This is a genomic window from Zhongshania aquatica, assembly GCF_027257955.1.
Taxonomy (GTDB): Bacteria; Pseudomonadota; Gammaproteobacteria; order Pseudomonadales; family Spongiibacteraceae; genus Spongiibacter; species Spongiibacter aquatica.
Genome location: NZ_JANZNQ010000057.1, coordinates 1 through 2,500, shown reverse-complemented (window position 1 = coordinate 2,500; position 2,500 = coordinate 1). Strand labels below are relative to the sequence as shown.

Annotated in this window: 2 rRNA genes (1 of these 2 cut by a window edge); both read left to right on the top strand. The window is 51.5% G+C overall.

What is annotated here, in order from left to right:
- Nucleotides 1-2,199: ribosomal RNA gene (locus O9X78_RS20275) — 23S ribosomal RNA — on the top strand; it begins 701 nt to the left of the window's first position.
- Between the two features lie 178 nt (nucleotides 2,200-2,377).
- Nucleotides 2,378-2,493, top strand: a 5S ribosomal RNA gene (gene rrf, locus O9X78_RS20270).
- Nucleotides 2,494-2,500 lie beyond the last annotated feature (7 nt).

Sequence of the window (2,500 nt, the reverse complement as noted above, 5' to 3'; positions counted from 1 at the left end):
CAGGTTGAAGATGCCGTAACAGGCATTGGAGGACCGAACCCACAAATGTTGAAAAATTTGGGGATGAGTTGTGGATCGGAGTGAAAGGCTAATCAAGCTCGGAGATAGCTGGTTCTCCTCGAAATCTATTTAGGTAGAGCGTCGTGTCTAACCCTAGGGGGTAGAGCACTGTTTGGGCTAGGGGGTCATCCCGACTTACCAACCCCATGCAAACTCCGAATACCTAGGAGTTCAATCACGGCAGACAGACAGCGGGTGCTAACGTCCGTTGTCAAGAGGGAAACAACCCAGACCGCCAGCTAAGGTCCCTAATACACATTAAGTGGGAAACGATGTGGGAAGGCTTAGACAGCTAGGAGGTTGGCTTAGAAGCAGCCACCCTTTAAAGAAAGCGTAATAGCTCACTAGTCGAGTCGGCCTGCGCGGAAGATATAACGGGGCTAAATGTGTAACCGAAGCTGCGGATGCGTGCTTGCACGCATGGTAGAGGAGCGTTCTGTAAGCCTGTGAAGGTGAATCGAGAGGTTTGCTGGAGGTATCAGAAGTGCGAATGCTGACATGAGTAACGACAAGGGGGGTGAAAAACCCCCCCGCCGGAAGACCAAGGTTTCCTGTCCCATGTTAATCAGGACAGGGTTAGTCGGCCCCTAAGGCGAGGCAGAAATGCGTAGTCGATGGAAAACGGGTTAATATTCCCGTACTTGTTATAACTGCGATGGAGGGACGGAGTAGGCTAGGCGAGCACGGCGTTGGTTGTCCGTGTTTAAGCTCGTAGGCTGGGGGATTAGGCAAATCCGGTCCCCTAAGGCTGAGAAGCGATGACGAGTCCTCTTTTGGATGAAGTCGTTGATGCCATGCTTCCAAGAAAATCTTCTAAGCTTCAGGTTATAACAAACCGTACCCCAAACCGACACAGGTGGTCAGGTAGAGAATACCAAGGCGCTTGAGAGAACTCGGGTGAAGGAACTAGGCAAAATGGTACCGTAACTTCGGGAGAAGGTACGCTCCCTCTGGTGATCGGACTTGCTCCGTAAGCTGAGGGGAGTCGAAGTGACCAGGTGGCTGCAACTGTTTATCAAAAACATAGCACTGTGCAAACACGAAAGTGGACGTATACGGTGTGACGCCTGCCCGGTGCCGGAAGGTTAATTGATGGGGTTAGCGTAAGCGAAGCTCTTGATCGAAGCCCCGGTAAACGGCGGCCGTAACTATAACGGTCCTAAGGTAGCGAAATTCCTTGTCGGGTAAGTTCCGACCTGCACGAATGGCGTAATGATGGCCACGCTGTCTCCACCCGAGACTCAGTGAAATTGAATTTGCGGTTAAGATGCCGTATACCCGCGGCTAGACGGAAAGACCCCGTGAACCTTTACTATAGCTTCACAGTGGACTCTGATATTACTTGTGTAGGATAGCTGGGAGGCTTTGAAGCGTAGGCGCTAGCTTACGTGGAGCCAATCTTGAAATACCAGCCTGGTACTGTTGGGGTTCTAACTCTGGTCCATTATCTGGATCGAGGACATTGTGTGGTGGGTAGTTTGACTGGGGCGGTCTCCTCCCAAAGAGTAACGGAGGAGCACGAAGGTGCGCTAAGCATGGTCGGAAATCATGCGGTTAGTGTAATGGCATAAGCGCGCTTAACTGCGAGACTGACAAGTCGAGCAGATACGAAAGTAGGTCATAGTGATCCGGTGGTTCTGTATGGAAGGGCCATCGCTCAACGGATAAAAGGTACTCCGGGGATAACAGGCTGATACCGCCCAAGAGTTCACATCGACGGCGGTGTTTGGCACCTCGATGTCGGCTCATCACATCCTGGGGCTGAAGCCGGTCCCAAGGGTATGGCTGTTCGCCATTTAAAGTGGTACGCGAGCTGGGTTCAGAACGTCGTGAGACAGTTCGGTCCCTATCTGCCGTGGGCGTTGGAGATTTGAGGAAAGCTGCTTCTAGTACGAGAGGACCGAAGTGGACGAACCTCTGGTGTTCGGGTTGTCACGCCAGTGGCATTGCCCGGTAGCTACGTTCGGACGGGATAACCGCTGAAAGCATCTAAGCGGGAAGCCTCTTCCAAGATTAGATCTCCCTGGGGCCTTGAGCCCCCTAAAGAGCCGTTCAAGACCAGGACGTTGATAGGCAGGGTGTGTAAGTGCTGCGAGGCATTGAGCTAACCTGTACTAATTGCTCGTGAGGCTTGACCATATAATTAAGTGGTCTAGCTAGAAAGATCAGAAAACTGCAGCGGATTGTTGCGAGGTAGGTTGGAGACGACTTACACATAAGAGAAAACTTGTTTATATCAGCTTATTTACCACCTTATTTGGATTAAATGACGCGGCACGAAAGTGCGTAAGACATCTCATTTAGCCAAGCCAGTTTGCCTGGCGACCATAGAGACATGGAACCACCTGATCCCATCCCGAACTCAGAAGTGAAACGTGTCATCGCCGATGGTAGTTTGGGGTTTCCCCATGCGAGAGTAGGTCATCGCCAGGCTTCTAAA